This is a genomic window from Rhizobium sp. 05L419, from assembly GCF_056397845.1.
The window spans coordinates 165,491-188,638 of sequence record NZ_JBFTOF010000004.1; the positions used below are offsets into that span (position 1 = coordinate 165,491).

General features: G+C 60.8%; 24 protein-coding genes. 14 read left to right on the forward strand and 10 right to left on the reverse strand.

What is annotated here, in order from left to right; genetic code table 11:
- The first annotated feature begins 35 nt into the window (after positions 1-35).
- The 3 genes from acnA (at position 36) to AC1DMK_RS06850 (ending at position 4,464) form a co-directional block, all read left to right on the forward strand.
- Positions 36-2,726 carry an aconitate hydratase AcnA gene (gene acnA / locus AC1DMK_RS06840; protein ID WP_037059137.1) on the forward strand — a complete coding sequence of 897 codons (2,691 nt, stop codon included), beginning with the start codon at positions 36-38 and terminating at the stop codon, positions 2,724-2,726.
- A gap of 240 nt (positions 2,727-2,966) precedes the next feature.
- Complete coding sequence (locus AC1DMK_RS06845) at positions 2,967-3,704, forward strand: DUF1223 domain-containing protein (RefSeq protein WP_037059138.1); 738 nt, start codon at positions 2,967-2,969, stop codon at positions 3,702-3,704.
- 358 nt (positions 3,705-4,062) lie between these two features.
- Complete coding sequence (locus AC1DMK_RS06850) at positions 4,063-4,464, forward strand: DUF2794 domain-containing protein (protein WP_037059139.1); 402 nt, start codon at positions 4,063-4,065, stop codon at positions 4,462-4,464.
- 6 nt (positions 4,465-4,470) lie between these two features.
- Here the strand turns inward: AC1DMK_RS06850 and AC1DMK_RS06855 are convergent, their stop codons facing one another.
- The 4 genes from AC1DMK_RS06855 to AC1DMK_RS06870 all read right to left on the reverse strand — a co-directional run bounded on the left by AC1DMK_RS06855 (position 4,471) and on the right by AC1DMK_RS06870 (position 9,301).
- Positions 4,471-5,028, reverse strand: a complete 558-nt coding sequence (locus tag AC1DMK_RS06855; protein ID WP_477857886.1) for an N-acetyltransferase family protein — start codon at positions 5,026-5,028, stop codon at positions 4,471-4,473.
- Between the two features lie 111 nt (positions 5,029-5,139).
- Positions 5,140-5,874: a Bax inhibitor-1/YccA family protein gene (locus AC1DMK_RS06860; protein ID WP_477857888.1), complete on the reverse strand. Its 735-nt coding sequence runs from the start codon at positions 5,872-5,874 to the stop codon at positions 5,140-5,142.
- A 179-nt stretch (positions 5,875-6,053) separates the two neighbouring features.
- Positions 6,054-8,597, reverse strand: coding sequence for an ABC transporter permease (locus AC1DMK_RS06865; protein WP_477857890.1), 2,544 nt, complete (start codon positions 8,595-8,597; stop codon positions 6,054-6,056).
- A complete protein-coding gene (locus AC1DMK_RS06870) occupies positions 8,594-9,301 on the reverse strand; it encodes an ABC transporter ATP-binding protein (protein ID WP_477857892.1) in 708 nt (235 codons plus the stop codon). Before AC1DMK_RS06870 ends, AC1DMK_RS06865 begins: the two co-directional genes overlap by 4 nt.
- A 53-nt stretch (positions 9,302-9,354) precedes the next feature.
- On the opposite strand from AC1DMK_RS06870, the gene AC1DMK_RS06875 reads away from it, so the two are divergent.
- Together AC1DMK_RS06875 and thpR are read left to right on the forward strand one after the other, a co-directional pair.
- On the forward strand, positions 9,355-9,999 hold the full coding sequence (locus AC1DMK_RS06875; protein ID WP_477857894.1) for an arylesterase: 645 nt from the start codon (positions 9,355-9,357) through the stop codon (positions 9,997-9,999).
- Between the two features lie 68 nt (positions 10,000-10,067).
- On the forward strand, positions 10,068-10,661 hold the full coding sequence (gene thpR, locus AC1DMK_RS06880) for an RNA 2',3'-cyclic phosphodiesterase (protein ID WP_037059149.1): 594 nt from the start codon (positions 10,068-10,070) through the stop codon (positions 10,659-10,661).
- Here thpR and AC1DMK_RS06885 read toward each other — a convergent pair.
- The gene (locus AC1DMK_RS06885) at positions 10,568-11,068 is read right to left on the reverse strand and encodes a low molecular weight protein-tyrosine-phosphatase (protein ID WP_477857896.1); all 501 of its coding nucleotides are present in this window, start codon (positions 11,066-11,068) and stop codon (positions 10,568-10,570) included. The genes thpR and AC1DMK_RS06885 overlap by 94 nt on opposite strands.
- A gap of 35 nt (positions 11,069-11,103) precedes the next feature.
- On the opposite strand from AC1DMK_RS06885, the gene AC1DMK_RS06890 reads away from it, so the two are divergent.
- Positions 11,104-11,409, forward strand: coding sequence for a 4a-hydroxytetrahydrobiopterin dehydratase (locus AC1DMK_RS06890; protein ID WP_477857898.1), 306 nt, complete (start codon positions 11,104-11,106; stop codon positions 11,407-11,409).
- A 52-nt stretch (positions 11,410-11,461) separates the two neighbouring features.
- Entirely contained in the window at positions 11,462-11,851 is a 390-nt protein-coding gene (locus AC1DMK_RS06895; protein ID WP_057470422.1) for a YkvA family protein, read from the forward strand.
- 9 nt (positions 11,852-11,860) lie between these two features.
- On the opposite strand, the gene AC1DMK_RS06900 is transcribed toward AC1DMK_RS06895, so the two are convergent.
- Positions 11,861-12,421 carry a sigma-70 family RNA polymerase sigma factor gene (locus AC1DMK_RS06900; RefSeq protein ID WP_477857900.1) on the reverse strand — a complete coding sequence of 187 codons (561 nt, stop codon included), beginning with the start codon at positions 12,419-12,421 and terminating at the stop codon, positions 11,861-11,863.
- A 333-nt stretch (positions 12,422-12,754) separates the two neighbouring features.
- Between AC1DMK_RS06900 and AC1DMK_RS06905 the strand changes: the two genes are divergently transcribed.
- From AC1DMK_RS06905 to AC1DMK_RS06925, 5 genes are all read left to right on the forward strand, one after another.
- Complete coding sequence (locus AC1DMK_RS06905; protein ID WP_037059158.1) at positions 12,755-13,312, forward strand: invasion associated locus B family protein; 558 nt, start codon at positions 12,755-12,757, stop codon at positions 13,310-13,312.
- Between the two features lie 227 nt (positions 13,313-13,539).
- Positions 13,540-14,772 carry a dual-specificity RNA methyltransferase RlmN gene (gene rlmN, locus AC1DMK_RS06910; RefSeq protein WP_037059159.1) on the forward strand — a complete coding sequence of 411 codons (1,233 nt, stop codon included), beginning with the start codon at positions 13,540-13,542 and terminating at the stop codon, positions 14,770-14,772.
- Between the two features lie 92 nt (positions 14,773-14,864).
- Positions 14,865-15,818, forward strand: coding sequence for an ABC transporter substrate-binding protein (locus AC1DMK_RS06915; protein ID WP_037059161.1), 954 nt, complete (start codon positions 14,865-14,867; stop codon positions 15,816-15,818).
- A gap of 116 nt (positions 15,819-15,934) precedes the next feature.
- A complete protein-coding gene (locus AC1DMK_RS06920) occupies positions 15,935-16,816 on the forward strand; it encodes an ABC transporter permease (RefSeq protein ID WP_477857903.1) in 882 nt (293 codons plus the stop codon).
- Entirely contained in the window at positions 16,813-17,607 is a 795-nt protein-coding gene (locus tag AC1DMK_RS06925; RefSeq protein WP_037059163.1) for an ABC transporter ATP-binding protein, read from the forward strand. Before AC1DMK_RS06920 ends, AC1DMK_RS06925 begins: the two co-directional genes overlap by 4 nt.
- Before the next feature lie 13 nt (positions 17,608-17,620).
- Here the strand turns inward: AC1DMK_RS06925 and AC1DMK_RS06930 are convergent, their stop codons facing one another.
- Together AC1DMK_RS06930 and AC1DMK_RS06935 are read right to left on the reverse strand one after the other, a co-directional pair.
- On the reverse strand, positions 17,621-18,262 hold the full coding sequence (locus tag AC1DMK_RS06930) for a LysE family translocator (protein WP_037059165.1): 642 nt from the start codon (positions 18,260-18,262) through the stop codon (positions 17,621-17,623).
- Positions 18,263-18,325: 63 nt separating this feature from the next.
- Positions 18,326-19,180, reverse strand: coding sequence for an SDR family NAD(P)-dependent oxidoreductase (locus tag AC1DMK_RS06935; RefSeq protein WP_477857906.1), 855 nt, complete (start codon positions 19,178-19,180; stop codon positions 18,326-18,328).
- Positions 19,181-19,361: 181 nt separating this feature from the next.
- On the opposite strand from AC1DMK_RS06935, the gene AC1DMK_RS06940 reads away from it, so the two are divergent.
- Positions 19,362-20,585 carry an argininosuccinate synthase gene (locus tag AC1DMK_RS06940; RefSeq protein WP_037059169.1) on the forward strand — a complete coding sequence of 408 codons (1,224 nt, stop codon included), beginning with the start codon at positions 19,362-19,364 and terminating at the stop codon, positions 20,583-20,585.
- Between the two features lie 41 nt (positions 20,586-20,626).
- Here the strand turns inward: AC1DMK_RS06940 and AC1DMK_RS06945 are convergent, their stop codons facing one another.
- The gene (locus tag AC1DMK_RS06945; protein WP_158447472.1) at positions 20,627-21,838 is read right to left on the reverse strand and encodes a multidrug effflux MFS transporter; all 1,212 of its coding nucleotides are present in this window, start codon (positions 21,836-21,838) and stop codon (positions 20,627-20,629) included.
- Positions 21,839-22,043: 205 nt separating this feature from the next.
- On the opposite strand from AC1DMK_RS06945, the gene AC1DMK_RS06950 reads away from it, so the two are divergent.
- Positions 22,044-22,685: a LysE family translocator gene (locus AC1DMK_RS06950; protein ID WP_037059171.1), complete on the forward strand. Its 642-nt coding sequence runs from the start codon at positions 22,044-22,046 to the stop codon at positions 22,683-22,685.
- Here the strand turns inward: AC1DMK_RS06950 and AC1DMK_RS06955 are convergent.
- Positions 22,646-23,119: a hypothetical protein gene (locus AC1DMK_RS06955; RefSeq protein ID WP_477857908.1), complete on the reverse strand. Its 474-nt coding sequence runs from the start codon at positions 23,117-23,119 to the stop codon at positions 22,646-22,648. The genes AC1DMK_RS06950 and AC1DMK_RS06955 overlap by 40 nt on opposite strands.
- Positions 23,120-23,148 lie beyond the last annotated feature (29 nt).

The following is a 23,148-nucleotide window of genomic DNA, read 5'->3' on the forward strand; positions in this document are numbered from 1 at the left end:
CACGACTGTGTTCGCTATCGGAAACGGGGTCTCTCGTGTCTAAATCTCTTGACAGCTTCAATTGTCGTTCCACGCTCAATGTGAACGGTAAGGACTATATCTATTACAGCCTTCCCAAGGCTGAGGCCAACGGCCTAGCCGGCGTTTCGAAGCTTCCCTATTCGATGAAGGTTCTGCTCGAGAACCTGCTGCGCTTCGAAGATGGCCAGTCCGTCACCAAGGACCATATCCTGGCTGTTGCCGAATGGCTTGATAACAAGGGCGCTGTCGAAAACGAAATCGCCTATCGCCCGGCACGCGTGCTGATGCAGGACTTCACCGGCGTTCCCGCCGTCGTCGACCTTGCCGCAATGCGCGACGCGATGGTTTCGCTTGGCGGCGATCCCGAAAAGATCAACCCGCTCGTTCCGGTCGACCTCGTCATCGACCACTCCGTCATCGTCGACGAGTTCGGCACGCCCCAGGCCTTTGCCAAGAACGTCGAGCTGGAATATCAGCGCAACGGCGAGCGCTACCGCTTCTTGAAGTGGGGCCAGCAGGCATTCAAGAATTTCCGCGTCGTTCCTCCAGGCACCGGCATCTGTCACCAGGTCAATCTCGAATATCTCGGCCAGACCGTCTGGACGAAGGAAGAGGACGGCGAGACGATCGCTTATCCCGATACCTGCGTCGGCACCGATTCGCATACCACAATGATCAACGGCCTTGGCGTACTCGGCTGGGGCGTCGGCGGTATCGAAGCGGAAGCAGCCATGCTCGGCCAGCCGGTCTCGATGCTGCTGCCTGAGGTCATCGGCTTCAAGCTCACGGGCAAGCTCAAGGAAGGCGTCACGGCGACCGACCTCGTGCTGATGGTCGTGCAGATGCTGCGCAAGAAGGGCGTTGTTTCCAAGTTCGTCGAATTCTTCGGCCCTGGTATGGACAACATGCCGCTCGCCGACCGCGCAACGATCGGCAACATGGGCCCGGAATACGGCGCGACCTGCGGCTTCTTCCCGGTCGACGGCGAAACGATCAACTACCTCAATATGTCGGGCCGCACCAAGGACCGCATCGCGTTGGTCGAAGCCTATTCCAAGGTGCAAGGCATGTGGCGCGATGGCGACGGTTCGGACCTCGTCTTTACGGACACGCTGGAACTCGATCTCGGCGACGTCGTGCCTGCCATGGCGGGCCCGAAGCGTCCGGAAGGCCGCATCCCGCTTGAAAACATCGCTTCCGGTTTTGCCGGCTCGATGGATGCCGACTACAAGAAGCCCGGCCAGCTCTCCAACCGCTATGCGGTCGAAGGCACCGACTTCGATCTCGGTCATGGCGACGTCGCAATTGCTGCCATCACGTCGTGCACCAACACCTCCAACCCGTCCGTCCTGATCGCCGCCGGTCTTCTCGCCCGCAACGCGGTTGCCAAGGGTCTGAAGACGAAGCCTTGGGTCAAGACATCGCTTGCCCCCGGCTCGCAGGTCGTCGGTGAGTACCTTGCCAAGTCCGGCCTGCAGGCCGATCTCGACAAGCTCGGCTTCAACCTCGTCGGCTTCGGCTGCACGACCTGCATCGGCAACTCCGGCCCGCTGCCGGCGCCGGTTTCGAAGACGATCAACGACAAGGGCCTCATCGTTTCGGGCGTGCTGTCGGGCAACCGCAACTTCGAAGGCCGCATTTCTCCGGACGTTCAGGCGAACTACCTGGCATCCCCGCCGCTCGTCGTCGCCTACGCGCTTGCCGGTTCGGTCCAGAAGGACCTGACCAAGGAGCCGATCGGCGAGGACCAGGACGGCAATCCGGTGTTCCTGAAGGACATCTGGCCGACCTCGAAGGAGGTTCAGGAATTCATCTTGAAATACGTCACGCGCGAACTCTACGAATCGAAGTACGCCGACGTGTTCAAGGGCGACGAGAACTGGCAGGCGGTTCAGATCCCTGCGGGCCAGACCTATGCCTGGGACGACAATTCGACCTACGTCCAGAACCCGCCGTACTTCGTCGGCATGGGCAAGACGGGCTTGGGCATTTCCGACATCAAGGGTGCCCGCGTTCTCGGCCTCTTCGGCGACAAGATCACGACCGACCACATTTCTCCGGCCGGTTCGATCAAAGCGGCGTCTCCGGCAGGTGCGTACCTGCTCGAGCACAATGTCGGCGTTGCTGACTTCAACCAGTACGGCACGCGGCGCGGCAACCATGAAGTCATGATGCGCGGCACCTTCGCCAACATCCGCATCCGCAACCACATGCTCGGCCCGAACGGCAAGGAAGGTGGCTACACCATCCATTACCCGTCGAAGGAAGAGGAATCGATCTACGATGCGGCCATGCAGTACAAGGCCGAGGGCGTTCCGCTCGTTATCTTCGCGGGCGTCGAATACGGCAACGGTTCTTCCCGCGACTGGGCCGCGAAGGGCACCAACCTTCTCGGCGTCAAGGCGGTCATCGCCCAGTCCTTCGAGCGCATCCACCGCTCGAACCTGGTCGGCATGGGTATCATCCCCTTCGTCTTCGAAGAGGGCACGACCTGGGCAACGCTCGGCCTTAAGGGTGATGAACTTGTCACCATCGAAGGCCTGGAAGACATCAAGCCGCGCGAGAGGAAGATCGCCAAGATCACCTACGGCGATGGAACCGTGAAGGACGTTCCGCTGCTATCGCGTGTCGATACGCTCGACGAGGTGATCTACCTCAACAACGGTGGCATCCTGCAGACGGTTCTGCGCGACCTCGCAGCCTGATCGATAGAAAGTGCACCGATAGCGACCGCCGGAGAGACATCTCCGGCGGTTGTTTTTGTTTGGCCGGCTGTGGCTTGTCGCGTCGGCTCACGACGATGTGTTTCGGCGTCGCTTTCAGACGCTTGGTCTCACCCGTTCGTGATTTTTCGTTTGAACGGGGAAAGACTATCTCTACGTTCATTGATCGGAACCTGCGGCCTTCTCGTTGGCTGCCGGCGCTGAAGAAAAAGGTGAAGGTGAATGTTCCCGCGGTTTTTGATTTCACTGGTTGCAGGTATGGCCCTGGCGGGCCCGCTGTTTGCCCAGGAGGCGCCGAAAGGTGTCGTCGAACTCTTCACGTCGCAGGGCTGTTCCTCCTGTCCGCCGGCCGATGCGGCTTTTCGCAAGCTTGTCGAGCGCGGAGACGTCATTGCCCTGGCCTATCATGTTGATTACTGGAACTATCTTGGCTGGGCCGACACGCTGAGCTCCAAGGAAAACACCGAGCGGCAGTATGGCTATGCGCGGACGATGGGACGCGGCAACGTCTACACTCCACAGGTGGTCGTGAACGGGCGAGATCATGTGGCGGGTGCGGATCTTGGCGGCATCACCGGTAAGATCGACGGATATCTTGCCGAGGGCAAGGGGCTGACGGTTCCGGTCGCTGCGAAGGTCAATGGCGACGAACTCGAGGTCAAGATCGGTGCCGGACCAGGCAAGGCCAATGTCGTAATGGTCTATTTCAACAGGGAAAAAACCATCGACGTCGAGAAGGGCGAAAACATCGGCCAAAAGATCGCCTATCTCAACAGCGTTGCCGATATCGAAACCGTCGGCATGTGGGACGGCAAGGAAACGAGCTTGACGCTGCCTGCCAATGTCCTGCAGAAGCAGGATCTTGAGGGTTGCGCGATTCTGCTTCAGTCTTCCACGCAGGATGGTACGCCGTCGGCCATACTCGGCGCGACGGTTGTCATGGCCGGCAAGAATATCTGACGGGTTTCATCTGCTTCGGCAGGTGGAAAACGGGGCGGCCCGGCTGATCGTATTCGGGGCTGGGGTTAAGGTCGATACGTCCAGCCGGGCCCTTTGGCGCACTGGCGCCAAACTTTCGCATACTCCTCCACCAGTCGGGGAGGATTGCGCGCAACATCGTTAGATCGGCGGGTCGTGATTCGGTCCGCGGCGCGATCGAGGGGAATTTCCCTTGCAAATGAGGCGCTGTTTTGACTGAAATGCGGCGCGCGGGAGATTGCACAGACTATGATTAATGTGACCGATCGCCCGCTTGCAATTTGTAAACGCTAAGGCAAACTGTCACTCTCCTGTCACGAACGGAGGCGCTGGGAGACTGATGACAGATCAGCCGGATTTGCGGCGTGGCGAAAGCCGGACCGCCGATAGCAGTTCGTCCATTGTCGTGGATCTCAAGGAATACAAGCAAAGCAAGGATCCGCTTCCGGTTACCTTTCACAGGCGGGAGCTCGATGCCATCCTCTGGATATATGGTCGCATGGTCGGCGAGGGCGAGTGGCGGGACTACGCAATCGATCATCTAAAGGACCGGGCCGTCTTCTCCGTTTTCAAGCGCTCCGGCGAAATGCCGCTCTTTCGCATCGAGAAAAACCCCAAGCTTGCTGCCAAGCAGGGCGCCTACTCTGTGATCAACCTCCACGGCGTCATTTTAAAGCGCGGACACGAGCTGCAGCAGGTTCTCAAAATCTTCGGCAAGTCGCTGAAGCTGGTCGAGAAGTGAGCCCGATCAACCCTTGAACAGGGTGCCCGGGTAGGCTTCCAGGTCCGGATCCGTCGCCGTTCCTTCGCCGAGCGAGCGCTGCATCATCATCGTATCCAACCAGCGGCCGTGCTTGTAGCCGGTGCCTTTGAGCCGTCCCGTCTCTTCGAAGCCTAAGGCGGCATGCAGTGCGATCGACGCCGGATGCGCCCCGCCGACGACAGCCACCATCTGGCGGAAACCAAGCGCCGTGCAACGGGTTAGGAGCTCTGCCAGCAACAGCTTGCCGATGCCTCTTCCACGCGCTTCAGGTGCCACATAGATCGAGTCTTCGACCATCCAGCGGTAGGCTGGGCGGGTGCGGAAGGCCGACGCATAGGCATAGCCAAGCAGGCTTGCGTCCTCGTCGACTGCCGCGATGTAAGGATATCCCTGATCGATCACGGCGCAAAACCGCTTCGCCATCTCAGTTCGGTCGGGCGGGGTGATCTCGTAGCTTGCAACGCCGGTCAGGACGGATTCGCGATAGATTTCGGTGATGGCATCGAGATCGGAGGCGCAAGCGTCGCGAAGGGAAACGGGCATTCAAACAGGCCGGCTATGAGAGGGACGATCGATGGTTCAGAAATCACGCCCCGAAAAGCCGCGCAACAAAAAAGGCGGCCGAAGCCGCCTTTTCCGATAACCCGTCCCGTCTTACTTGCGGTCGCCCATGAACTGCAGGAGGAACATGAAGAGGTTGATGAAGTCGAGATAGAGCGTCAGCGCACCCATGATCGCCTTGCGGCCAGCCACKGTCGAGTCGTCTGCGACGTAGTACATCTCCTTGATGCGCTGCGTATCATAGGCGGTGAGACCCGCGAAGATCAGCACGCCAATCGCCGAGATCGCAAACTGCATGGCCGATGACGCCAGGAATATGTTGACGATCGAAGCGATGATCAGGCCAAACAGACCCATGATCAGGAACGAGCCCATCGCGGAGAGATCCCGCTTGGTCGTATAGCCATAGAGCGACAGCCCGCCGAAAGCTGCTGCCGTGACGAAGAAGGTCTGCACGACGCTTTGGCCCGTGTAGATCAGGAACAGCGACGACAGTGATAGACCGACAAGCGCGGCATAGACCCAGAAGGTCATCTGCGCGGCCGACACGCTCATGCTGTTGATCCGGAAGCTCAGGAAGAAGACCATTGCGAGCGGAGCAAGGATTACCACCCACTTGAGCGGGCTGGTATAGATGGCGGCGCCAAAGGCGGTCAGTTGGCCGTCGGAGACGGCGAATGTGAAGGCGAAGTAGGCGGCCAAGCCGGTGATCACGAGGCCCAATGCCATCAGGTTGTAAACCTTGAGCATATACGAGCGGAGGCCCTGATCGATTATTTCGCCGGTTTGCGTTTGCACGCGGCCTTGGTAGTTACGTAGGTCAGCCATAGTTTCCTCTTGACAGCTCCGATGTGAACACGGTGTCGGGCTTTCGACCCGGGCGCCGCTGCGGAGCTCCAGCATGCCTGCAGACAATATGAGCCTTTCGACCTTTGCAAACAAGAGCCTTGCAACCCGAGATCGGGTTAAATCTCCGTAAGGTGACGGGAATTTCCCAGCGGCTTCAATCAGAGTTCGCGCAAAACGGGTGCTGCCTTCTGCCCGAGAATGCGCCATGTGCCGATCAGGCCGATGCCGACCGTCAGCACCAGCGCTGTGATCAGCGTCATGCCGGCGACGTCGGGCAGGAAGTGCGAGGGAATGCGCATGATGCGCGCGACGATGAACCAGGCGGAGAACCCGCCGGCGAAGAGCGCGAAGATCGCCGTCGCGGCGCCGAGGATGAGGTACTCGTAGCAGAAAGCGCGCATCAGCATGCGTCTGGTCGCCCCAAGCGTCTTGAGGACCACCGCGTCGTGCGTGCGCGCGCGATTTCCGGCTGCAAGCGCACCGGCAAGGACGAGGACCGAGGCGATCAGGGCAACGGAGGCGGCGGCGCGGATGGCAGTCGCGAGTTGAGCAACCAGAGCGTTGACGATATCGATCGCATCCTTGACCCGAACGCTGGTGATCGTCGGATAGGCGTTGGTCACCGATTTGAGGATCGCCGCCTCCTGGCTTGACGTCGCCTTCGGGTCACTCAGTGTTGCGAGCCACGCATGCGGCGCGCCCCGGAACGTGTTCGGCGAAAAGACCATGACGAAATTGATCGAGAGCGTCTCCCACTCGACCTTGCGCAGATTGGCGATCCGGGCGGTGATGTTGCGGCCGAGGACGTTGACGGTAACCGTGTCGCCAACCTTCAGGCCGAGCTCTTTGGCTTCATCTGCCGAAAAGGAGACCAGCGGTTCGCCGCTATAGTCCTTTGGCCACCATGCTCCCTCTGTCAGCGAGGCAGTTTCCGGCTGCTTTTCCGCATAGGTGATGCCGCGGTCGCCGCGCAACACCCACTGACCGCCGGGCGAGACCTTTATCTTGGTCACGTCCTGACCGTTCAGGGAAAGGATGCGGCCGCGCAGCATCGGCACTTCGACGAGCTTGCCTTCCGGCGCCTGTGTTTTGACGAGATTGCGGAAATTCTCGACTTCCGATCCCTGGATATCGACGAAGAAGAAATTCGGCGCTCCGGCTGCCATGCGCCCCGTCAATTGCTGGCGCATGTTGCCGTCGATCAACGTCAGGGCTACGAGCAGCGCCAAGCCGAGGCCAAGCGACAGGACCACGGAGGGCGTAAGCGCACCTGGGCGATGGATGTTGCCGATCGCCAGACGCAACGCCGGCGAGCCGACCCGCGGGCTGCGCCGCGCAAGCCACGCGATTGCGGCGGCAACGAGCCGCAGGATCACGAATGCAAAGGCGATCGCGCCGATGAACACGACAGCGATGAAGCGGTCATGGGCTGTGACGATGGCAAGGCCTGCAAGGCCAACCAGAAAAACTGCTGCAAGCAAAATATAAGGCCATGACGGCAGGCGGCGGGATTCAAAGCCCTGTTCGCGAAAGAGCGCGGTGGCCGGCACCTCGCGGGCGTGGCCAAGCGGCATGATCGCGAAGGCGAGCGTCGTCAGGACGCCGAAGAGGACGGCAAGCGACAGCGCCACCGGATAAAGGGTCGGCGCAGTGGACATCGGCAGGAACTGGGCAAGGAACTGCGCCGCCAGGATTGGTGCCAGCGCGCCGATCACAAGGCCGATCGCTATTCCGGCAAGCGCGATGATACCGATCTGGAAGAGATAGATCAGAACGACGGTTGTTGCCGGCGCGCCGAGGCATTTGAAGGTGGCAATCGTTGTGCGCTTGGAATCGAGGAAAGCGCGCACGGCGTTGGCGACACCGACGCCGCCGACGATGAGAGCGGTGAGGCCCACCAGCGTCAGGAATTGCGAGAAGCGCTCGATGTTTTCGGTGAGGGAGGGCGCGGCGCGGTCGCTGGTGCGTATCGACCAGCCAGCGGACGGGAATTCCTTGGCCGCTCGATCCCGCACTGTCGACATGTCGCCTTGCTCGTCCAGCCGGATCTTGTAGGCATGCTCGACGAGGCTGCCGGTCTGAATCAGGCCGGAGGCCCGCAGCGCCTCTGCGCTGACCAGGAGACGCGGGGCAAAGCCGAAGCCTTCGGAGACGGCGTCGGGCTCTGTTTTGACCGTTCCCGTTATGTTGAGAATGACATTCCCGAGCAGGATCTCGTCGCCGATCTTCAGGCCCATGCGCTCCAGCAGCAGCGGGGCAGCGACGGCGCCATAGGTGCCACTCTGGTCGGCCAGAAGGGCGTGCAGGGGGTAGTTCGGCTCGGCCTCGAACGTTCCGTAGAGAGGATATGCGCCATCGACGGCCTTGACCTCGACCAGCGCCTGATCCGAGCCGTCCGGCGTTCGTGCCATGGAACGCAGGCCGGTTGAAACGGACACTTTCCCCAACCCGCTCAGGAAGCCGGTTTCTTGTTCATTCGCCTCGCGATTGTTGAGTTCGAAGCGGACGTCGCCAGCGAGAATTTCCTGACCGCGGGTGGAGATCGTGTCGGTGATCGATTGCGAGACCGAGTTGACCGCCGCGATCGCCGCGGTGCCGAGCGCGATGCAGGCGAGGAAGATGTAAAAGCCCTTGAGGCCGCCACGCAACTCGCGGAGTGCAAGGCGAAAAGCAAGCGAGACAGGCGGGGTCACGAGCGTCATGCGATCGCCGCTTCGGGTTCCACCGCCGCATTGTCGCCCTCGATCCGGCCGGAGCGGACGCGGATCTGTCTCGAGCACCGCTTGGCGAGCGCCGTGTCATGGGTCACGAGCAGAAGCGTCATGCCGCGCTCGGCCTGTTTCGAAAACAGCAAGTCTGCGATCTGGCGGCCGGTATCGGCGTCGAGATTGCCGGTCGGTTCGTCGGCAATCAGGAGCGCCGGTGATGGGGCGAGAGCGCGGGCAATGGCGACGCGCTGCTGTTCGCCGCCGGAAAGTTGCCCGGGGTAATGGCTCAGGCGATCGCCGAGGCCGACCGATTTCAGTTCGCGGCGGGCGATCTCGAACGGGCTGGCAACATTGGCAAGTTCGAGAGGCACGGCGACGTTCTCGAGCGCGGTCATGTTGGCGATCAGATGGAACGACTGGAAGACGATGCCGATGTTGCGGCCGCGAAAATCGGCGACCTGATCTTCGGTCAAGGCGTGCAGCGGCGTGTCGCTGATGTTTATCTCGCCGCTATCGAGCTTCTCTAGCCCGGCCAGGACCATGAGCAGCGTCGACTTGCCGGAACCGGACGGGCCGACGATGCCGACCGATTCGCCGGCGGTGATGCTAAGGTCGATGCCTTTCAACACATGCACGGACGCGGCAGCGCTGCCGAGCGTCAAATCGGCACGCTTCAATTCGATGATGGTTTTTGCCAACAGTAATTGCCCTATATAAATGCCGATCCTGTTGCCAATCTAGGGAAAGCGGAATGAGTTTTAAAGTTGCCGGCCTTCACATCGCCGTCATTGTTGCATCGCTGGTGCTCTGTGTAGCCGCGAATGCCGGAACGATCACGCTGGTCGGCTTCGGAGACAGCCTCATGGCGGGCTATCAGCTTCCACCCGGAGACGGCTTTCCGGAGAAGCTGCAGGCGGCGTTGAAGGCCAAGGGTCTCGACGTTTCGATATCGAATGCGGGGGTCTCCGGAGATACGACGACCGGCGGCCTTGCGCGGATCGATTGGTCGGTTCCCGATGGTACAGACGGTGTCATTCTCGAACTCGGCGCCAATGACGCGCTGCGCGGTATTCCGCCTGAAGAGAGCGAAAAGAACCTCGATCAAATGATTGTCCGGCTAAAGGAACGCGGTATCGCCGTGCTTCTCGCGGGCATGCTTGCGCCACCGAACATGGGCGGGGACTACGCGGCGCGGTTTAATCCCATATACCAGAAACTCGCGCAAAAGCATGGTGTTGCGCTCTATCCCTTCTTCCTCGACGGCGTTGCACTCGACGCTGCGCTGAAGCTTGACGACGGCATGCACCCGAACACCAAGGGGGTCGAGGTGATGGTCGACACGATGGAGCCGGCTATCACGCAATTCATTGGAACGATTTCTACTGTGAAGAATTAGGGACTTGCGCAGGTGCGGAATGCGTGATTCCGTGTGAGCACCTGCAAAAGATTCGGGGAGTRCTCGTCATGCCGAGACTTTTTACCGCCCTCGAAATTCCGCGCAATGCCGCGATGAGCCTTTCATTGCTGCGCGGTGGTCTCCCTGGTGCCCGATGGATCGATGTGGAGAACTACCACATCACTTTACGGTTCATCGGCGATGTCGATGGACGCACGGCAGACGAAATCGTCGACCGGCTCGACCGTATCGACCGGCCCGAATTCCAAATGCGTCTCGATGGCATCGGTTCCTTCGGCTCCAAGAAGCCGCATTCGATTTGGGCCGGCGTGACACCTTCACCCGAAATGTATGCTCTTCAGGGCGAAATCGAGCGGATCTGCCAGCGCATCGGGCTGCCGCCGGATCCCCGTAAATTTACACCTCATGTTACGCTGGCGCGGCTGAAATCCTCCCGTGTCGATGATGTTGTTCACTACCTTGCAGGTCGTGGAAACTTTCAGACCTCAGCGTTCACCGTCCCCCGCTTCGTCCTTTTGTCGTCCCGCGAATCGGTTGGTGGCGGTCCCTATCTGACGGAGGAAGTCTTTCCGCTCCATGAAGCGCTTTCGGCACCCAACGTTGCCAGCAGCTTCGTGCAGCCGGTGAAAAGCCTGGCGTAGACCAGCTCGAAACCGTCGCTGCCGCCATAATAGGGATCGGGGATATCCTCGCCGGTCTCAAGCGCGAGTTCGCCGAAGAGACGGATGTTCTCCGCTTGCGGGGCGATACGGTGCAGTTCCGCAATATTGGCGCGATCCATGGCGAGGATCAGGTCGAAATTTCTGAAATCCTCGGTCTTGATGCGGCGCGCGCGTTGTCGAGATATATCGATGCCATGATTTTGCGCCGTCGCGATCGAGCGGCGATCCGGTTGGTCGCCCTGGTGCCAGCCGCCGGTGCCGGCGGAATCGATGGTGAAGCGATCGGCGAGGCCGGCATCATCGACCAGGTGCGCAAAAATACCTTCGGCGAGTGGCGAACGGCATATATTGCCCATGCAGACAAACAGGATGCTGACGCGTTTCATTGGAGATCCATGGTGAGAAGAGGAGGAAGCATCGCATGAAAAGGCAAAAACTGGAACGGCAGGCGATTGATCAGGAACTTGCAAAGCTCAACGGCTGGTCGCTCGACGCAGCCGCCGCGTCCATTTCGAAGCGGTTCAAGTTCGCAAACTTCGTCGAGGCCTTCGGCTTCATGGCCGAGGCGGCGCTGGCTGCCGAAAAACTTGACCATCATCCTGAGTGGTTCAACGTCTATTCGCGGGTCGAGGTGAAGCTCAACACGCATGATGCCGATGGGCTGACAGAGCTCGACTTTAAGCTCGCAAGCGCGATGGACAAGGCTGCTGCGCGACGGATCGATTGAATCCGGCGCGGGTATCACCCATATCTTCGCGTGAACGAAAGGACGAAGTGGAATGGACGACGTCAAATACGGTGAGATCCTGTTGCCGGGCGACGAAGATACCCAGACCCGGCGGGAGCGCACGGTGCGGAAGAAATTCTGGCCGACCTTCCGAAAGGCGGTACGCCAAATTCCCTTTTCGCGCGATGTCGTCGCAGCCTTCTACTGTTCGCTCGATCCGCAAACGCCGATCAAGGTTCGCGGGACGCTGCTTGCGGCGCTCGCCTATTTCGTCCTGCCAATCGACATGATTCCGGATGTGTTTGTCGGCATCGGATTTTCCGACGATATCGCGGTGCTCTCTGCTGCCTTCGCGATGGTCAGTCGCCACATCAAGCCGAAGCACTACCAATCGGCCGACAGCGCGCTCGCCGACAAGCCCGAGGGCATGAAGACGATCTGACGGATGCCGCTAGGCGTTTTCCGCTTCCAGGACCTTCTTGAGCTTGCCGAAGGCGAGCCTGATTCGCGACTTGACCGTTCCGAGCGGCAGCCCGGTCGCCTCGGCGATCTCAGAATGCGACTGACCCAGAAAGAAGGCCGCGCGCAGCATCTCGCGTTGCTCTTCCGGCAATCGGCTGACCGCTGCGCGAACATGCGCGTCGCGGTCGTCGTTTGCCACCATCTCGTCCGCACCGATTTCAGCGACAGGCTGCAGCGAGGGGTCTGTTTCGTCCAGGATGCGGGCGCGGGCGCGGCGCTGAAGGTCGATGCGGCGGTTGCGGGCAATGCGGAAGAGCCAGGTCGATAGCGACGATCGCGATGGATCGTAGAGGCCAGCCTTGTGCCAGAGCACGATCATAACTTCCTGCACCAGCTCCTCGGCCTCGCTGCCGGTCATTTTCTGGCGCAGTAACCAAGATTTGAGGCGGGGTGCGAAGTAGTCGAACAGGACGGAAAAGGCCTGCTGGTCGCGGCGTTGCGCGACAGCCTTTGCGAGGGCAGCGAAGCGCTGTTTTTCCTCCGCATCCATTTCCTGTCAAAGACCCCCTGGCTTTGCGAAATCCTTAACGGAATTCCATGCCTTAATGACCTACAACGGATTTTCGAAAGGTCAAACTCTTGCCTGAATCTTTCTGTCTTAAATTCACCTCAAGCAATGGTTCGGCACCATAGCGACACCAGATCATCTCGGGCGAGGTTCCAGCGCTCAACATTGACACCCGGGCGGAAATGACACAGGCAGGCACTTCTTGCGGTCTGTGTTGACGCTTTGGTAACCTGAATTAAGTCAAAATAAAGCAGATCGTGATTATGCGCCGCCCGCTCGCTTCGGGCTCGAATCGCAAGAACCGGCAGGATATCCATGTTTGTAAGAAGTCTCGCAATCGCCCTTTCTCTCGTCGTCGCCGGCGCCGGCATTGCATCCGCCCAGGCAAAGAAGCCAGCAGCACAGGCAACGCAGCAGCCGGCCGCAGTGGCTTCCACCGCGCCAACGCGTATCCAGCAGTTCCAGGCCTGGGGCGCCTACTCGTACAAGTCTGGTGCGAGCACCGTCTGCTACGTGCTGTCAGTTCCGACCGAAAAGAAGCCGGCCGGCATCGACCACGGCGAGAATTTCTTCATCGTGTCGCAGCGGCCAGGTCAGAACATATCCTACGAGCCTCAGGCGATGATGGGCTACACCGTCAAGGACGGCTCGAAGATCGAAGTCGTGATCGACAACAAGACCTTCGTCATGTTCACCAAGGATAAGGCCGGCTGGGTCGAGAACGCGGCGCAGGAGCCGGCGCTTGTTGCCGCCATGAAGGGCGGTCATTCGATGACGGTCAACGCCACGTCGCGCAAGGGTACGGCAACCTCCTACAGCTACTCGCTGTCGGGCATTTCCGCCTCGCTCAAGCAGATCGAAGCCTGCAAGTAAGCTGCACGCTCGATGCCGATGAAATTCAAAGGCCGGCCTTGCGCCGGCCTTTGCCGTTTCCATCTATAGTGACGCGCGGCGAAAATGATGCTAAAGGCGCGCACAACAGCGGATAGATCGCGGCTTTGCCGGCATACTCCGCATTCAATTTCTGCCATCATGCCCTTCGCGCCCGCAAGTCATCCGGCTTACCGGAAGGATCGCATGTTGAATTCGGGATTAGACCTATGTCCGTCATGGATGCGATGACCGTTATTAAGCCTGCCGCCTCGCAAATGCGCGGAGAAGCTATGCCCAAGCCTTCGCTGATCGGCCTCAGCCGCGAAGAAATGGGCAGTGCGCTGCGCGAAAAGGGCGTCGCCGACAAACAGATCAAGATGCGCGTCAGCCAGCTCTGGAACTGGATTTACGTGCGCGGTGTCTCCGATTTCGACCTGATGGTGAATATCGCCAAGGACATGCGCGAGATGCTGAAGCAGCATTTCACCATCGCGCGCCCTGAAATCGTCGAGGAGCAGGTCTCCAACGACGGCACCCGCAAGTGGTTGCTGCGCTTCCCGGCACGCGGCGCCGGGCGTCCGGTCGATATCGAGACCGTCTATATTCCCGAGGAGGGGCGCGGCACTTTGTGCATTTCGAGCCAGGTCGGCTGCACGCTCACCTGTTCCTTCTGTCACACCGGCACGCAGCGTCTGGTGCGCAATCTGACGGCCGAGGAAATCCTTTCGCAGCTTCTGCTTGCCCGCGACCGGCTCGGCGACTTTCCCGATCGCCAAGCGCCGCAGGGCACGGTCATGCCGGCCGAGGGCCGTAAGGTCAGCAACATCGTGATGATGGGGATGGGCGAGCCGCTCTATAATTTCGATGCTGTGAAGCAGGCGTTGCTGATTGCTACGGACGGTGATGGCCTGTCGCTGTCAAAGCGCCGCGTCACGCTGTCCACGTCGGGCGTCGTTCCTGAAATCTTCCGCACTGGCGACGAAATCGGCGTCATGCTGGCAATCTCCCTGCATGCCGTGCGCGACGACCTGCGCGACATCCTGGTGCCGATCAACAAGAAGTATCCGTTGAAGGAACTGATCGACGCCTGCCGCGCCTATCCGGGCCTGTCGAATGCGCGCCGCATCACCTTCGAATATGTGATGTTGAAGGACGTCAACGACAGTCTGGAAGACGCCAAGGGGCTTATCCAGCTCCTGAAGGGCGTGCCGGCAAAGATCAATCTCATTCCCTTCAATCCCTGGCCCGGCACGAACTACCAGTGTTCTGACTGGGCGCAGATCGAGAAATTTGCCGATTTCATCAACTCGGCCGGCTATGCCTCGCCAATCCGCACGCCGCGCGGTCGCGACATTCTGGCTGCCTGCGGCCAGCTGAAATCGGATTCCGAGCGCATGCGCAAAACCGAGCGCCTAGCCTTCGAGGCGATGATGATCGCCAATCACGGCGCGGATGACTGATCAGCAAGTTTGATCCTTACAGCATCTTCTGATGATTGATTTCGAGGGCTGTTTTTTCTAAAAGCAGCCCAAAATCACATCTGGAGGATAAGATGCGTTCGATTCTGCTGGCCGTTGCCGCCACCTTGGCCCTTTCCCTGCCTGCAAAGGCCGAAGACGTGACCGTTGCCGTGACGGCAATCGTCGAACATCCGGCACTTGATGCCGTGCGCAAGGGCGTTCTCGATACGCTGACGGCGGCCGGCTACAAGGAAGGCGAGAACCTGAAGTTCATGTTCGAGTCGGCGCAGGGCAATCCGGCGACGGCCGCGCAGATAGCGCGCCAGTTCGCGGGCGAAGGTCCAAATGTAATCGTCCCGATCTCCACGCCGTCGGCACAGGCCGTCGTCTCGGCAACGCGTGACATTCCTGTCGTCTTCACTGCGGTTTCCGATCCGGTCGGCGCGCAGCTCGTGAAGACCATGGACAAGCCGGGCGGCAACGTGACCGGTCTTTCCGACATGTCGCCGGTTGCCGAGCATATCGCGCTGATCAAGGAAATCCTGCCCAAGGTGAAGACGATCGGTTACCTCTACAACTCGGGCGAAGCCAACTCCGTGTCGCTGCTGGCAGTCCTGAAGGTCGAAGCCGAAAAGGCTGGCCTGAAGGTCGTCGAGTCTGCTGCGACCAAGTCCGCCGAAGTTCAGGGCGCTACGCGCGCGCTCGTCGGCCGTGCCGATGCGATCTACGTCCCGACCGACAACACGATCATCTCAGCGCTGGAAGGTGCTGTCGCCGTTGCAAACGAAAGCAAGCTGCCGCTCTTTACCGCCGATACGGATTCCGTCTCGCGCGGCTCAATCGCGGCCCTCGGCTTCAACTATTACGATGTCGGCAAGCAGACGGGCGATATCGTCGTTCGTATCCTGAAGGGCGAGAACCCGGGCGACATCGCGGTCAAGGTCGCTGCCGGCAGCGATCTCGTGGTCAACAAGGGTGCGGCTGCCAAGATGGGCGTCACCCTGCCGCAGAGCGTTCTCAGCCGCGCCACCAAGACGATCGACTAGTCTTCTCATCATATGGAACAGGATGATCAGCCGCTCCCGTTTGCACGGGGGCGGCTGATGGTATTAAAAGCATGGGTCCGCGGGCGGCGGAACAACAGAAGGAAGGGGCAGGAGCCTTGAGTCAGATCGCATTCTGGGGAGCTGTGGAACTTGGGCTGGTCTATGCCTTCGTCGCTCTTGGCGTGTACCTCGCCTTCCGTGTCCTGGATTTTCCGGATCTGACAGTCGACGGCTCGTTTCCCCTGGGCGCTGCGGTCACGGCGGTTCTCATCATCGCCGGCGTCAATGCCTGGCTGGCGGCTGCGATCGCGATGGCGGCGGGTGCGGCTGCGGGCATGGTGACGGCGCTTCTCAACGTTCGCTTCAAGATCCTCAACCTGCTCGCGTCGATCCTGACGATGATCGCGTTGTTCTCGGTGAACCTGCGCGTCATGGGCAAGCCGAATGTCGCGCTGATCAATGCCGATACCATGATCAGCCCGTTCTTCGGCCACGGTCTCAGGGATTTCTACGTCCGGCCGCTGTTCGTCGGCATCCTGGTTCTGATCGCCGTTGTCGTTGTCTGGCGCTTTCTGGAAAGCGATGCGGGCCTGGCGATGCGCGCGACCGGCGCCAATGCCCGCATGGCGCGGGCGCAGGGCGTCGATACCAGCCGCCAGATCTATCTCGGCATGGCGATTTCGAATGCGCTGGTGGCGCTCGGAGGCGCCCTGTTTGCCCAGACGAACGGCTTTGCCGATGTGACGTCTGGCGTTGGCACTATCGTCGTCGGCCTTGCGGCGGTCATTATCGGCGAGACGCTGCTCGGACGGCGGGGCCAGCTGGTCGCGCTGATCGGCTGCGTGCTCGGTTCAATCCTCTATCGCATTGCCATTCAGTTGGCGTTGTCGACCGATGTCATCGGCCTGCAGGCATCGGATCTCAATTTCGTCACTGCGGTCCTGGTGACGGTGGCGCTCGTCCTTCCCCGCCTTCGCCGCGGAGGGACTGCGTCATGATCAACCTCAAGGACGTGAAAGTCGTTTTCGGCAAGGGAACACCGCTGCAGAAGCAGGCGCTGAACGGCGTCAACCTGACGATCGAGGAAGGCTCCTTCGTCACCGTCATCGGGTCGAACGGGGCTGGCAAATCCACCTTGCTCGGCGTGCTTGCAGGTGACGTGCTGGCGAGCGAAGGCCAGGTGACGATCGGCCATACGGACGTAACGCGCAAGCCGACGGCAGCGCGCGCCGGGCTTGTGGCACGTGTCTTCCAGGATCCGCTCACAGGCAGCTGCGGGGCGCTATCGATCGAGGAGAACCTTGCATTGGCCGCTCGGCGCGGCGAACGGCGTGGGCTTGCATCGGCGCTCGGGCCGACGCGTCGCGAGCATTTTCGCGCGCGGATCGCCGAACTCAATCTGGGGCTCGAAACGCGCATGAAGGACCGCATGGACCTGTTGTCCGGCGGACAGCGGCAAGCCGTTTCGCTTGTGATGGCGACGCTTGCGGGCTCGGAAGTGTTGCTGCTGGACGAGCATACCGCCGCCCTCGACCCCGGCATGGCGGAATTCGTCATGGGGCTGACGCAGACGATCGTGGCAGAGCGCAAGCTGACGACGCTGATGGTGACGCATTCGATGCGGCAGGCGCTGGACTACGGCCATCGCACCGTGATGCTGCACGGCGGCGAAATCGTCCTCGACGTCAGCGGTGACAGCCGCAAGACGCTTCAGGTCGAGGATCTGATTGCGATGTTCCGCAAGATGCGCGGGCAAACACTCGATGACGACGCGCTGCTGATCGGCTGAACCGAGGTTCTGATCAGCGCGCCTGCGTGAGCAGGATCTTCGCGGCAAAGACCGAGAAGACACCGGCAAAGGTGTAGTCCATACCGCGCAGCACCTTCCTGTTGTTCTGCAGCCAGCCGGCCAGCCAATCGGCGGCGAAGACCACGGCGGCGTTGACGGGCATGCCGATCAGGATGAAGCAGAAACCAAGGAAGAGCAGCTTGTGGGTGACGGCGGGATCACCGGCGCTGACGAACTGCGGAAGGAAGGTCATAAAGAAGATGATGACCTTCGGGTTCAAGAGATTGACCCAGAAGCCGGACGAAATGTTTGCCAACGGCGTTGCCTTCACCTCTTCGACCTTCTTGATCGACAGCCTGGAGCCGAAGCGGATCGCCTGAACGGCAAGCCAGAGAAGATAGGCGGCCCCGCCCGTCTTCAGGACCAGGAAGGCGGTCGGCGAGGCAGTGATCAGCGCCGAGATGCCGAAGGCGACCAGCATCGTATGGACGACGATGCCAAGGCTTGTTCCGAGCACGACGAAGAGCGCTGCCTTCTTGCCCTGCGCGAGCGCGCGGCTGATGGACAGCGTCATGTCAGGACCGGGCGTTGCGGCAAGCAGAAGTGTTGTCGCGGCGAAGGCGAGAAGGGTTGGAAGGTTCGGCAGGAAATCCATGTTGCACTCTGAAAGCCGGATGTGAAAGCAAGCTCTCATATCCGGCTTTGGCAAAATGTCCAATCAATCCTTGGCGTCGAGGAAGGCCTTGAACTTGTCGGCATAATCGGGATGCCAACGCGACAGCGGCGGGCGGTTTTCGATGATGTCGCCGGCGGCCCAGGCCATGCGGCGCTCGTCGGTTGGGCGGGCGACGTCGTTGTCGGGGCACAGGATATAGAAATCGCCGCGGGTGATGCTCTCGATCATGAAATCGACCGTTTGTTCCGCGGTCCAGGCGGCCGCCGGCTTCGCGGCCCTGTCGCCTTTGGTCAGGCCCGTGAAGACGAAGCCGGGGATAAGCAGGTGCGCGGCGATGTTTGCGCCCTGCGTATTGCGCAGCTCGTGCTGGAGCGCTTCGGTGAAAACCTTCACGCCTGCCTTCGAGATGTTGTAGGCCGGGTTACCGGGCGGGGTGGTGATCCCCTGCTTGGAGCCGGTGTTGACGATGAGGCCGGGTTCGCCGTGCGCCAGCATATGCGGGCCGAAGGTGCGCGTGCCGTTGATCACGCCAAGCAGATTGACGCCGAGGATCGCCTCCCAGTCGGCCTGGGCGCTGAAGATCGAGGTCTCAGGGCCGATACCAGCGTTGTTCATGAGCACATGGACGCGCCCGAAGCGTTGAATGACGGCGCGCTCCAGCGCCTCGAGCGACGCCTTGTCGGCGACGTCGGTTTCGATAGCCATCACATGTTCTTCGCCTGATATCGCCTTCAGCTCATCGGCGGCCGCAGCCAGCCGGTCGCCGCCGAGATCGGCAATGGCGACGCTCATGCCGGCGCCGGCGAAATGCTTGGCCGCGGCAAGCCCGATGCCGGAGGCGCCTCCGGTGACGACCGCGACGTTGGATGTCTTGATGATGTCTTGAATATTCGCCACGGGACCAGCCTCTCCTCGAGCATTGTTCGGACGCTGCCAGATATGGGCTCCCATCTTGCGCTGTCAAACCCCATCCGAAGCGGCCGTTCCCCTTGCGTCGCGCGCCAATCTCGCTAAAAGTGCCCGCAACACCGGGCTTTGCGGGTCTGCCGCTCGCCCTCATGCAACGGACCTCATCATCATGGCATCTAAAAAAGACGTGAAGAAAGTCGTGCTCGCCTATTCCGGCGGCCTCGATACCTCGATCATCCTGAAGTGGCTGCAGACCGAACTCGGCGCCGAAGTCGTGACATTTACGGCCGACCTTGGACAGGGCGAAGAGCTGGAGCCGGCGCGCAAGAAGGCCGAGATGCTCGGCATCAAGGAAATCTACATCGAGGATGTGCGCGAAGAGTTCGTGAAGGACTTCGTCTTCCCGATGTTCCGCGCCAATGCCGTCTACGAGGGTGTCTACCTGCTCGGCACCTCGATCGCCCGTCCGCTGATCTCCAAGCACTTGATCGATATCGCCAGGAAGACTGGCGCCGACGCGATCGCTCATGGCGCGACCGGCAAGGGCAACGACCAGGTTCGTTTCGAGCTGTCGGCTTATGCGCTCAACCCCGATATCAAGATCATCGCGCCGTGGCGCGACTGGGCTTTCAAGAGCCGTACCGATCTGCTCGCATTTGCCGAGCAGCATCAGATCCCCGTCGCCAAGGACAAGAAGGGCGAAGCGCCGTTCTCGGTCGACGCCAACCTCCTGCATTCGTCTTCCGAAGGCAAGGTTCTGGAAGATCCGGCTCAGGAAGCACCCGAGTACGTGCATATGCGCACGATCTCCCCGGAAGCTGCTCCGGACAAGGCGACCGTCATCAAGGTCGGCTTCGAGAAGGGCGATGCGGTTTCGATCAACGGCGTTCGCATGAGCCCGGCGACGCTGCTCGCCACGCTCAACAATTACGGCCGCGACAATGGCATTGGCCGCCTCGACCTCGTCGAGAACCGGTATGTCGGCATGAAGTCGCGCGGCGTCTACGAAACGCCCGGCGGCACGATCCTTCTGACGGCGCACCGGGCGATCGAATCGATCACGCTCGACCGCGGCGCGGCGCATCTCAAGGACGAGCTGATGCCAAAATATGCCGAGCTCGTCTATTATGGCTTCTGGTTCTCACCGGAGCGTGAAATGCTGCAGGCGCTGATCGACAAGAGCCAGGAGCATGTCGAAGGAGAAGTGACGCTGAAGCTCTACAAGGGCAACGTCATGGTCACCGGCCGCGAAAGCGAAAAGTCGCTCTACTCCGACAAGCTGGTCACGTTCGAGGACGACCAGGGCGCCTACGACCAGAAGGATGCCGCCGGCTTCATCAAGCTCAATGCGCTGCGCCTGCGCACGCTCGCCAAGCGCAATCTGACGAAGTAAGCGGCACGCTCACGAAGTCAGCGCAAGCACGCTTGACGCGATCATGGCCCGCCGTCGTGCGGGCCTTTTCGTTGGCTGATTGTTGAATGGGGCAACGGCGTGGCGGGCCGCGAGGCGCGCGCAAACCAGAGGTAGCTTGCGATCGAGATCAGGGCCATTGTCGGGATCACAGTGCCGAAGGCCGTCAGCGGTACGCCGATCAGGGAGGCTGCGACGCCGCCCATAAAGCCGCCGCCCATCTGTATGAAGCCCATCATCGCCGAAGCCGAGCCCGCAATATGCGGGAACGGGTAGAGCGCGGAGGTCGTCATGTGCGGCGTGAGAAAGGCCAGGCCGAAAGCCAGAAAAGCGATCGGCCCCATGATCGAGAGATAGGAGGGCGTCGCGAACTGGACGGAGAGCGCGATCAGGATGCCCGAAAAACCGAGCAGCGCCAGGCCGACGCGCACGGAGCCGTTGCCGCCAAGACGTTGCGCGGCGTAGCGCAGACATACGGAGCCAAGGAAGTAGGAACCGGACTGCATCAGCATGCCGAGACCGAAGGCGGTGGGTGAAAGGCCGACCACTTTAATCAGGATGAAGGGCAGCAGCGTCGCCTGGGCGTATAGCGCGCCGATCGAACCGCCGAGAACGAGCGACGCCGCGACGAAGCGGCTTTCGCGGGCAAGTTCGCCATAGGCGGACAGGAGCGGTCCCGGCAGCGCGCGACGGCGATCGGGCACGCTGGTCTCGCGCATGAAAACGAGCACGGACAAGCAGATCAGCAAGCCGAAGCCGATGAGCATGACGAACACCGACTGCCAGCCGAAGGCGGCGAGCGCCAGCCCGCCGACGGTCGGCGCAATCGCGGGGCCGATGGCGATCATGATGCCGATCAGGTTCATGATGCGGGAGGCCTCGGTACCGGTGAACTGGTCGCGGACGATGGCGCGTGCCACGGTGATGCCGACCGAGGCGCCGATGCCCTGGATCAGGCGGCCGGCAAGCAGCCACTCGATGCCGGGGGCAAAAGCAGCCAGCAGACTGCCGATCACATAGATGCCGACGAAGAGCAATGTCGCGGCCCTGCGTCCGAAAGCATCCGAGATCGGGCCGGCCAGAAGCTGGGCGACGGAGAAGCCGGCAAAATAGACAGAGAGCGTCATCTTGATCGCTTCATCCGTCGTCTGGAAGGCGCTGACAAGCTCCGGCATCGCAGGCGTATAGATCGACATCGAGATCGGGCCGATTGTCGCGAGCAGCGCACCGAGCATGCTCGTTCGGCGTTCGCTCATCCGGAATGGGGGCATGCTGGGATACTCGGCTTGCTGGTGGCGCCTTTGGCACCTGACAAAGAGGGCTTGCCTCCTTCTGGTGCAAGCAGGATGATACGGCAATTCAAAAATGTGATGGGTGGTGCTTGCCGCTTGACGGTGATGCGGGAGTGCATAATCTTTCGCTTTCACCGGGGGACTCATCATGACGCAATCACTGCTGGCAGGCGCCTTCCTCGCCGCCCTTCTATACGTGCTCATTCCCGGTCCGGCGTTTCTTGCGCTGCTTGGCATCGGTGCCGGACAGGGTCGGCGCGCCGGCGCCCGGTTTGTTTGCGGCCATCTTGTGGGCGACGTGCTCTGGGCTTCGCTGGCGCTGGTTGCGATCATTGGCGCGAAAACGATCGGCACTTTCGTGTTTGATGCGCTCGGGCTGCTCTGCGGCGTATATCTGGCCTGGATCGGCTGGAATGCCTTTCGGGCAAAGCCGAAGGGCGAGGGCCAGGCGCTTGTGACGGTCGAGCGGCCGTTTCGCCGCGGCCTGATTTTCGGCGTTACCAACCCGAAGGGTTATCCCGTGGCTCTCGCGACCTTCACTGCTTTGGTGGCGGGCTCAGCGAGCGCACTGCAGTTCCAGGCGCTGCCGGTCCTGCTTGCTGTCTCCTTCCTCGGCTTCATAGTCGCCGACATGATCCTGATCGCCGTCGTCGGCACCGGTGCCGTGCGGCGATTTTACCGCTCGCACGAGCGGCTGATCGTGCGCTGCTCGGGGGTGCTGTTCATGGGATTTGCGGCGCAAGCGCTCTTTCATGCAACTCCCGGCTTGCTTGGTTGGCGCAAAGCCTGAGGCAAGCCCTCGAGGAAACTGACGACCGATTGCAGCGTCTCCACCGTCGCCGGACCCCCGATCGACATGGCGACCTGCAGTTGATCCTTGTAGTAATCGCGGAAATTGAAACTTGTGCCATCGGTGACGCCTGAGAGATCGAGGACGTCGCCGGAGGGGTTGATCGTATGCATCGGCAGGGGTTCGGAGATCGCCGCGAAAGTGTCTTGATCGATTGCGCCGGTGTCGTAGCTCTGCCGCGCGTAATTGCGCAGCTCGCTGGGGGTTATAGCCGAGAAATCCGGCTCCGCGGGGCTGACGTCGTTGACCTGAAATGGTGTCGACACGCGCGTCGCAGGCTCGAAATGATCGTCTGATTCATTGTAGGACTTTGAATTATCGGAATTATTCTTAAAAAGAAAATTTGACGAAGACCGCACAGAAAAGATTTCCATAGCGTATGCCCACTTGAGAAAACGATGTG

Excerpts from the sequence above, each read along its gene's own strand:
- AC1DMK_RS06950 (WP_037059171.1), top strand. The coding sequence starts at position 22,044 with ATGACGCAATCACTGCTGGCAGGCGCCTTCCTCGCCGCCCTTCTATAC.
- AC1DMK_RS06905 (WP_037059158.1), top strand. The coding sequence starts at position 12,755 with ATGTTTGTAAGAAGTCTCGCAATCGCCCTTTCTCTCGTCGTCGCCGGC.
- AC1DMK_RS06850 (WP_037059139.1), top strand. The coding sequence starts at position 4,063 with ATGACAGATCAGCCGGATTTGCGGCGTGGCGAAAGCCGGACCGCCGAT.
- AC1DMK_RS06900 (WP_477857900.1), bottom strand. The coding sequence starts at position 12,421 with ATGGATGCGGAGGAAAAACAGCGCTTCGCTGCCCTCGCAAAGGCTGTC.
- AC1DMK_RS06925 (WP_037059163.1), top strand. The coding sequence starts at position 16,813 with ATGATCAACCTCAAGGACGTGAAAGTCGTTTTCGGCAAGGGAACACCG.
- AC1DMK_RS06930 (WP_037059165.1), bottom strand. The coding sequence starts at position 18,262 with ATGGATTTCCTGCCGAACCTTCCAACCCTTCTCGCCTTCGCCGCGACA.
- thpR (WP_037059149.1), top strand. The coding sequence starts at position 10,068 with ATGCCGAGACTTTTTACCGCCCTCGAAATTCCGCGCAATGCCGCGATG.
- AC1DMK_RS06885 (WP_477857896.1), bottom strand. The coding sequence starts at position 11,068 with ATGAAACGCGTCAGCATCCTGTTTGTCTGCATGGGCAATATATGCCGT.
- AC1DMK_RS06955 (WP_477857908.1), bottom strand. The coding sequence starts at position 23,119 with ATGGAAATCTTTTCTGTGCGGTCTTCGTCAAATTTTCTTTTTAAGAAT.
- AC1DMK_RS06865 (WP_477857890.1), bottom strand. The coding sequence starts at position 8,597 with ATGACGCTCGTGACCCCGCCTGTCTCGCTTGCTTTTCGCCTTGCACTC.
- AC1DMK_RS06845 (WP_037059138.1), top strand. The coding sequence starts at position 2,967 with ATGTTCCCGCGGTTTTTGATTTCACTGGTTGCAGGTATGGCCCTGGCG.
- AC1DMK_RS06855 (WP_477857886.1), bottom strand. The coding sequence starts at position 5,028 with ATGCCCGTTTCCCTTCGCGACGCTTGCGCCTCCGATCTCGATGCCATC.
- AC1DMK_RS06915 (WP_037059161.1), top strand. The coding sequence starts at position 14,865 with ATGCGTTCGATTCTGCTGGCCGTTGCCGCCACCTTGGCCCTTTCCCTG.
- rlmN (WP_037059159.1), top strand. The coding sequence starts at position 13,540 with ATGTCCGTCATGGATGCGATGACCGTTATTAAGCCTGCCGCCTCGCAA.
- AC1DMK_RS06875 (WP_477857894.1), top strand. The coding sequence starts at position 9,355 with ATGAGTTTTAAAGTTGCCGGCCTTCACATCGCCGTCATTGTTGCATCG.
- AC1DMK_RS06940 (WP_037059169.1), top strand. The coding sequence starts at position 19,362 with ATGGCATCTAAAAAAGACGTGAAGAAAGTCGTGCTCGCCTATTCCGGC.
- AC1DMK_RS06895 (WP_057470422.1), top strand. The coding sequence starts at position 11,462 with ATGGACGACGTCAAATACGGTGAGATCCTGTTGCCGGGCGACGAAGAT.
- AC1DMK_RS06890 (WP_477857898.1), top strand. The coding sequence starts at position 11,104 with ATGAAAAGGCAAAAACTGGAACGGCAGGCGATTGATCAGGAACTTGCA.
- AC1DMK_RS06945 (WP_158447472.1), bottom strand. The coding sequence starts at position 21,838 with ATGCTCGGTGCGCTGCTCGCGACAATCGGCCCGATCTCGATGTCGATC.